The 7119-nt window shown below is 34.6% G+C and carries 5 protein-coding genes; 1 reads left to right on the top strand and 4 read right to left on the bottom strand.

Annotation, left to right across the window (positions count from 1 at the left end):
- Nucleotides 1-1853: hypothetical protein (locus tag AC15TD_RS12535; protein ID WP_484452492.1), on the top strand; the 1853-nt coding region annotated here is incomplete at its 5' end.
- 68 nt (nt 1854-1921) lie between these two features.
- Here the strand turns inward: AC15TD_RS12535 and AC15TD_RS12530 are convergent.
- The 4 genes from AC15TD_RS12530 to fbaA form a co-directional block, all read right to left on the bottom strand.
- Complete coding sequence (locus AC15TD_RS12530) at nt 1922-4189, bottom strand: polyribonucleotide nucleotidyltransferase (RefSeq protein ID WP_484452491.1); 2268 nt, start codon at nt 4187-4189, stop codon at nt 1922-1924.
- Between the two features lie 227 nt (nt 4190-4416).
- The gene (gene rpsO / locus AC15TD_RS12525) at nt 4417-4686 is read right to left on the bottom strand and encodes a 30S ribosomal protein S15 (RefSeq protein WP_484452496.1); all 270 of its coding nucleotides are present in this window, start codon (nt 4684-4686) and stop codon (nt 4417-4419) included.
- Between the two features lie 119 nt (nt 4687-4805).
- A complete protein-coding gene (accD, locus tag AC15TD_RS12520) occupies nt 4806-5663 on the bottom strand; it encodes an acetyl-CoA carboxylase, carboxyltransferase subunit beta (protein WP_484452490.1) in 858 nt (285 codons plus the stop codon).
- Between the two features lie 292 nt (nt 5664-5955).
- Nucleotides 5956-7023 carry a class II fructose-bisphosphate aldolase gene (gene fbaA, locus AC15TD_RS12515; RefSeq protein WP_484452489.1) on the bottom strand — a complete coding sequence of 356 codons (1068 nt, stop codon included), beginning with the start codon at nt 7021-7023 and terminating at the stop codon, nt 5956-5958.
- Nucleotides 7024-7119 lie beyond the last annotated feature (96 nt).

The raw sequence follows: 7119 nt of genomic DNA, 5'->3' as shown, positions 1-7119 counted from the left end.
CGGACAATCAAGCTTTTGGAATTTATATACAGAGTTTTAAAACCTTACCAGGGTCTGGCGATTTTGAAGACGCTGTTCTTTTTAATCACTTTAGGTTTTCTAATTTGAAACTACAAAACATTTATTCAGTAAATAGTGTGGGTACCGCTTTCAATAATATTAGAACTACAGGCATTTATTTTCTTGATGCCTTTGTAAATGATGTTATTATTGAAGATTGTTATTTTACAGATATTGAACGTACAGGTGTTTGGTTGAGAAAATATGTTTCAGACGCTATTATAAGGAATAATACCTTTATCGATTTAGGAGGTTCAGGAACCATCATATCAGTTTCAAAACGCGTGTTATATGAAAGAAACCTGATGCGTTTTACAGGATCGGATTCAGATTCTAGAATGACGGCAAGGGGTAGTGGTATGTGGGTGTTTGGTTCAGACGATGTGGTAGCTCAATATAATACCTCACAGCATGCGCGAGGTGGAGGTGATTCATCGGGTATGCATGTCGATTATGGGAATACGAACATTTTATTTCAATATAATTATTCTGAAGATTCTGCTGGAGGTTTTTGCGAAACTTTAGGCAGGAATAACAATGTAATTTGGAGGTATAACATTAGTGTCAATGATGGTGCTATTGATAAAGGAGGAAAGAATAGATTATTGTGGGTAAGTGATTATGCCTATAATCCACAAAAGAGTACGAATGTCTTTATTTATAACAATACCATATATCAAGGTACCGATTATAAAAATGTTATTGGGGATTCTGAAATAAGCTTAAAGGCTGCAGACTTAAATTTTATAAATAATATTATTTATTTAGAACCTGGAGCAAAGCTTGGTGAGAAGGCTTATTTGTTTGATGTTAATACCCCTAATTTCGCAAATAACATGATGTTTGGAGGGACTATTAAAACTAATTTTAAAAATTTAGATGCGACCAGAAAGGAGTTAGACCCAAGATTTCTAGATAAGGGTAGAAGACATTTTTCAGGATATAAACTCTTGACTTTTAGTCCGGCATTAGGCAGTGCTTTAAGTTTTACAGAGCCTACTTTTCCATTGGCAGGTGCAGGAATATTTCAAGATATCACATCGAGTGCTACAAAAGATATTTTTGGAAATTTGGTAGATTTATCGACATCTACAAATATAGGAGCTGATAATGGTTCGGGTGAACCCAGTAGTCCTTCTGTTAGTACTTTCGAAGCGGAATCTGCAACTATTATTGGAGGAACTGAGATAACCTGTGTAAATGCTTCAGGGGGTAAAGCGGTAAATGTTTTGGGTGATGGTAATTCATTAACGTTTGATACTGTTAATGTGACTAATACAGATCTATATGTTATAAATGTGTTCTATGCAAATCCGACGTTGTCCAGTTTGAAAATAACAGTTAATGCAGCAGCAGAAACTGTTCTTTTACCATATTCTGATGGATATTGTTATCAGGCAGGGAATCCAACAAGTTTTCCCATTATAAAAACTCTAAATTCTGGAAATAATACTATTATTCTGGAGAATGGGGCTATTGATAAAATAGACGTGTTATCTGTAAGTGACGCTTTATTAAATATAGAAAATGATGTTCTTTTAGATAAAGCGAAGGCTCATTTAGAAAAAACAATATTTAATACAGACGACACCCTAAGGTTGATTATAAATAAAGATATAGATTATAGAGACACGGAGCTTTTAATCTATGATATTAGTGGGGCATTATTAACAAAAAAGAGTTTTAATACCAGTGAGATTAATCTAGAAACGTATAATCTAGGAACAGGTATAAAAATTGTTGTGGCAAAATTTGGCCAGTATGTATTTGTAGATAAAATAATAGTTCACTAACTAAACAGTATAAAAAAACCGCTTCAAATTTTTGAAGCGGTTTTTTTATTTATAGAATGTTATAGAAATTAATCGTCTTTTCTATCTTCTCTTGGTTTTCTGTCATCACGACGGTTATCACGTCCGCGATTGTCTCTACCTCGGTTGTCTCTACCTCTGTTGTCACGTCCGCCACTTCTAGAATCATCTCTAGGTGGTCTAGCCACATAACCTTCAGGTTTTGGTAAAATAGCTTTGCGAGATACTTTTTCTTTGCGAGTTCTTGGATCTACACCAAAGTACTTCACTTCAAAAACGTCTCCCATATTCACAACGTCAGATACATTTTCTGTACGTTCCCAAGCCAATTCACTTACGTGCAATAATACTTCATTTCCTGGAGCGTCTAGATATTCTACCACAGCGCCAAAATCAAGCATTTTTATAACTTTAACTTCATATACATTACCAACAGTTGGTTTGAACATTAAAGAGTCTATTTTTGCTAAAACAGCATCAATACCTTCTTGTCCTATTCCTAAAATTTCAACAATACCTTCTTCTGTTACTGGGTCTTCGTTAATAACAATGGTTGTATTGGTTTCTTTTTGTAATTCTTGAATTACTTTTCCACCAGGACCAATTAAAGCACCAATAAATTCGTTAGGGATCGTTCTAGTCACCATTTTTGGTGCATAAGATTTAACATCTGCATTTGGTACAGCAATCGTATCCGTAATTTTATCTAAGATATGTAATCGTCCGTCACGAGCTTGTTTTAATGCTTGTACAAGAATCTCGTAACTCAATCCTTTTACTTTTATATCCATTTGGCAAGCCGTTATACCATCGGCCGTACCAGTTACTTTAAAATCCATATCACCTAAATGATCTTCATCTCCTAAAATATCAGATAAAACAGCATATTTTCCAGAATCAACATCGGTAATTAATCCCATAGCAATACCAGAAACGGGTTTCTTTAATTGCACACCAGCATCCATTAAGGCCATAGTACCAGAACAAACAGTTGCCATTGAAGACGAACCATTACTTTCTAATATTTCAGACACCACACGAACCGTGTAAGGACAATCTGCAGGAACCATACCTTTTAAAGCACGTTGTGCCAAGTTACCATGACCTACTTCTCTACGAGAGGTGCCACGAATAGGTCTTGCTTCACCTGTAGAAAAAGGAGGGAAGTTATAGTGCAAATAGAAACGCTCTTCACCTTCAAAAGATGGCATATCTATTTGGTTTGCTTCTCTTGAAGTTCCTAATGTTACGGTTGCTAACGCTTGCGTTTCGCCACGTGTAAAGATAGCAGAACCGTGCGTTGATGGTAAATAATCAATCTCACACCAAATAGGTCTGATTTCGTCAGTTTTTCTTCCATCTAAACGTAAACCTTCGTTTAAGGTTAAATCTCTAACTGCAGCTTTTTCAGCTTTGCTATAGTATTTAGAGATCAATCCGCCTAACTCAGCTTGCTCTTCTTCAGAAAAAGTTGCTTTTATTTCTTCTTTAATTTCAGCGAATGAAGCACTTCTTTCATGTTTTGCAGAACCTGCTTTTGCAACAGTATACACTTTATCGTATGCCATTTCATGAATTTTCTTTGCTAAATCCTCATCTTCAACTTCTTGTTCGTACTCACGAACTTCTTTTTTACCAAAAGCCTCAGCTAAAGCTACTTGCGCAGCACATTGTACTTTAATGGCTTCGTGTGCAAACTTAATGGCTTCTGTCATTTCTTCTTCAGAAATCTCATCCATTTCACCTTCAACCATCATCACAGAGTCAGCCGAAGCTCCAATCATCATATCGATATCAGATTCTAATAACTGTGCTCTTGTTGGGTTGATCACAAATTCGCCATTTACACGACCAACTCTGGCCTCAGAGATTGGACATTCAAATGGGAAATCTGATAATTGAATGGCCGCCGAAGCCGCTAATCCTGCCATAGCATCTGGCATCACCTCATCATCATGAGACATTAACTGAATCATCACTTGCGTTTCACTATGGTAATCTTTTGGGAATAATGGGCGTAATACACGGTCTACTAAACGCATAGTTAATACTTCACCATCACTTGGTCTTGCTTCTCTTTTGAAGAAACCTCCTGGATAACGTCCAGCAGCAGCAAATTTTTCGCGATAATCTACCGTTAAAGGTAAAAAGTCAACATCTGCTTGTTTGTAGTTGGAAACAACTGTACATAATAACATACATTTTCCCGATTGAACAACAACGCTACCGTGCGCTTGTTTTGCTAATTTTCCGGTTTCGATAGAAATTTCTCTACCGTTACCTAGGTCTATGACCTCTTTAAAAACTTGTGGAATCATAAATTTTTTAATTCTAATTAAACAATGGTCGTTGTGTTGTGTAGTTGTTGTGTGACCAATGAAAAACTATAAAAAGCTTCTTATTTTGTGTCATTATGAATCACGTTTTTATACGTGAGATGGCAATCTGTTTGTTTTTGGAAAGATTACCAGGTCGTTACCCTCCTCGTAATGACGTTGTAACTGTGTTATATTTAAGCAAAAAAGAGGCTTTATGCCTCTTTTTTTTATTTTCTTAATCCTAATTCTTTCACTATGGCACGATATCTTAAGACATCTTTTTTCGTTAAGTAATCCAGTAGAGAACGACGTTTTCCTACTAGTTTTACTAACGAACGCTCAGTATTAAAATCTTTACGATTATTTTTCAAGTGCTGAGTTAAGTGATTGATTCTGTGCGTGAATAAGGTAATTTGTGCTTCAGCTGTACCGGTATCGTTCTTGTCTTTACCGTGTTTTGCGAAGATTTCTTCTTTAATTTCTTTTGTTAAATACATGCTAATATTATTGTAAATGATTTTTATGTATACGAAAGGATTTCTTTCGAGCGGCAAATATAGTAATAATTTACGTGTATTTAATTAAAAAATATATGGAAATTAATGTTTGTTAAAATTTAGGCTCTTAGAGGTTGATTCGTTATTAAATCAATGTATTGATTTATTTTATGTTTAAGCTCTTTTCTTAAGGTTATAAAATCTAAAAAGCCGTGTTCAAGTAAAAACTCCGATGTTTGAAACCCTTCAGGTAAATCTTGACCTGTGGTATCTTTTACAACGCGCGGACCTGCAAAACCAATTAAAGCTCCAGGCTCGGCAATATTGATGTCTCCTAACATGGCGAATGAGGCCGTAGTTCCTCCAGTTGTTGGATCGGTACATAATGAAATATATGGAATTCCCGCATCTGCTAATTGTGCTAGTTTTACCGATGTTTTTGCCAATTGCATTAGTGATAAGGCTGCTTCCATCATACGTGCTCCACCAGATTTTGAAATAATCATAAATGGAATATTGTTTTTTAATGAATAATCTGCGGCACGCACAATTTTTTCACCTACAACGCTTCCCATAGAACCACCAATAAAAGCAAAATCCATACAGGCAATAACCAAGTCTTTTCCTTTAGATTTTCCAACTGCTGTACGCACGGCATCTTTAAGATTTGTTTTTTCCTGAGCCGCCTTTAAACGGTCTGGATATTTTTTAGTGTCAACAAATTTTAAAGGGTCTTTTGATTCAAGATTGGAATCGAGTTCTTTAAATTTATTTTCATCAAATAAGATTTCGAAATACTCTTTACTTCCTATTCTAACATGGTAACCGTCTTCTGGACTTACATAGAAATTCTTTTCTAATTCTTCTGCATCAACAATTTTTCCAGTGGGAGATTTATACCATAAGCCTTTAGGAGTATCTTTCTTATCCTGTGTAGTAGTAGTAATTCCTTTTGTTTTTCTTTTAAACCAAGACATATATTCTAGATTTTAAATTAACGATTGTAGCTATTATCAATCGACTTTTATTACGGTTTATTAATTTAAATCTATTTTAATAAATGGAATTTTTTATGCCGCACTATTAAAATAAAAATGATAAAACCTAAAAACAAAATTAAACCTTTTTTTAATTTAGTAGTAACAGGCTGATACTTTTATTAAAGAAATTATTTATTATTTATTATTAACTTCTTGTTTTTGAATTATTTAAATAAAAAAAAAGACCCTGCGTTTGTGCAGAGTCTTTTATCGTATTAACTTTATTTAATTATAACGTGTTTACATTATTTAAATCTTCAAACGCCTTTTTTAAACGCTCTACAAAAGTCACTTCTCCTGCGCGTAACCAAACACGGGGATCGTAATACTTTTTGTTTGGAGAATCATCTCCATCAGGGTTTCCTATTTGTCCTTGTAAGTAATCTTCGTTTTTCTTCATATAATCACGAATACCACTCATAAATGCATATTGTAAGTCAGTATCAATATTCATTTTAATAACACCATAGCTAATACCTTCACGTATTTCTTCTACAGTAGATCCTGAACCACCATGGAATACAAAGTCTATATGATTTTGCCCAACGCCATATTTTTTTGTGACATAGTCTTGAGAATTTTTTAAGATTTTTGGAGTCAATTTTACGTTACCAGGTTTATAAACACCATGAACGTTTCCAAACGCAGCAGCGATAGTAAACTGGTCACTTACCTTGCTTAATTCTTCGTAAGCATACGCAACTTCTTCTGGCTGTGTATAAAGTTTAGAATCATCAACATCACTATTGTCAACACCATCTTCTTCACCACCGGTAATACCTAATTCTATTTCTAAAGTCATACCCATTTTGCTCATACGCTCAAGGTAGGTTTTACATATTGCAATATTTTCCTCAATTGGTTCTTCAGAAAGATCGATCATATGAGAACTATATAGAGGTTTTCCTGTTTCAGCAAAATGTTTTTCACTGGCATCTAGTAAACCATCTATCCAAGGCAATAATTTTTTTGCACAGTGGTCTGTATGTAAAATAACGGGAACACCATAGTATTCTGATAATGTATGAACATGTTTCGCTCCTGCAATAGCACCCGCAATGGCTGCATTTTGATTGTCATTGTTTAAACCTTTTCCAGCATTAAATTGAGCGCCTCCGTTAGAGAACTGAATAATTACTGGAGCGTTTAAAGAGGCGGCAGTTTCTAAAACACCATTTATAGTGTCTGATCCTATCACGTTTACTGCTGGTAGAGCAAATCCTTTTTCTTTTGCTAGTTTGAAAATTGCTTGAACTTCTTTTCCTGTTGCAACACCAGGTTTTATATTATGTCCCATTGTTTATTAAAAATTAGTTTATAAAAATATTTGTATTTTCAAAAGTAATGAATTTTTAAATATATAATGGCGGTTTTGAGTGTTGAAACGGTTAAA

This window comes from Yeosuana sp., from assembly GCF_057126245.1.
This window is presented reverse-complemented; position numbering and strand designations above follow the sequence as displayed.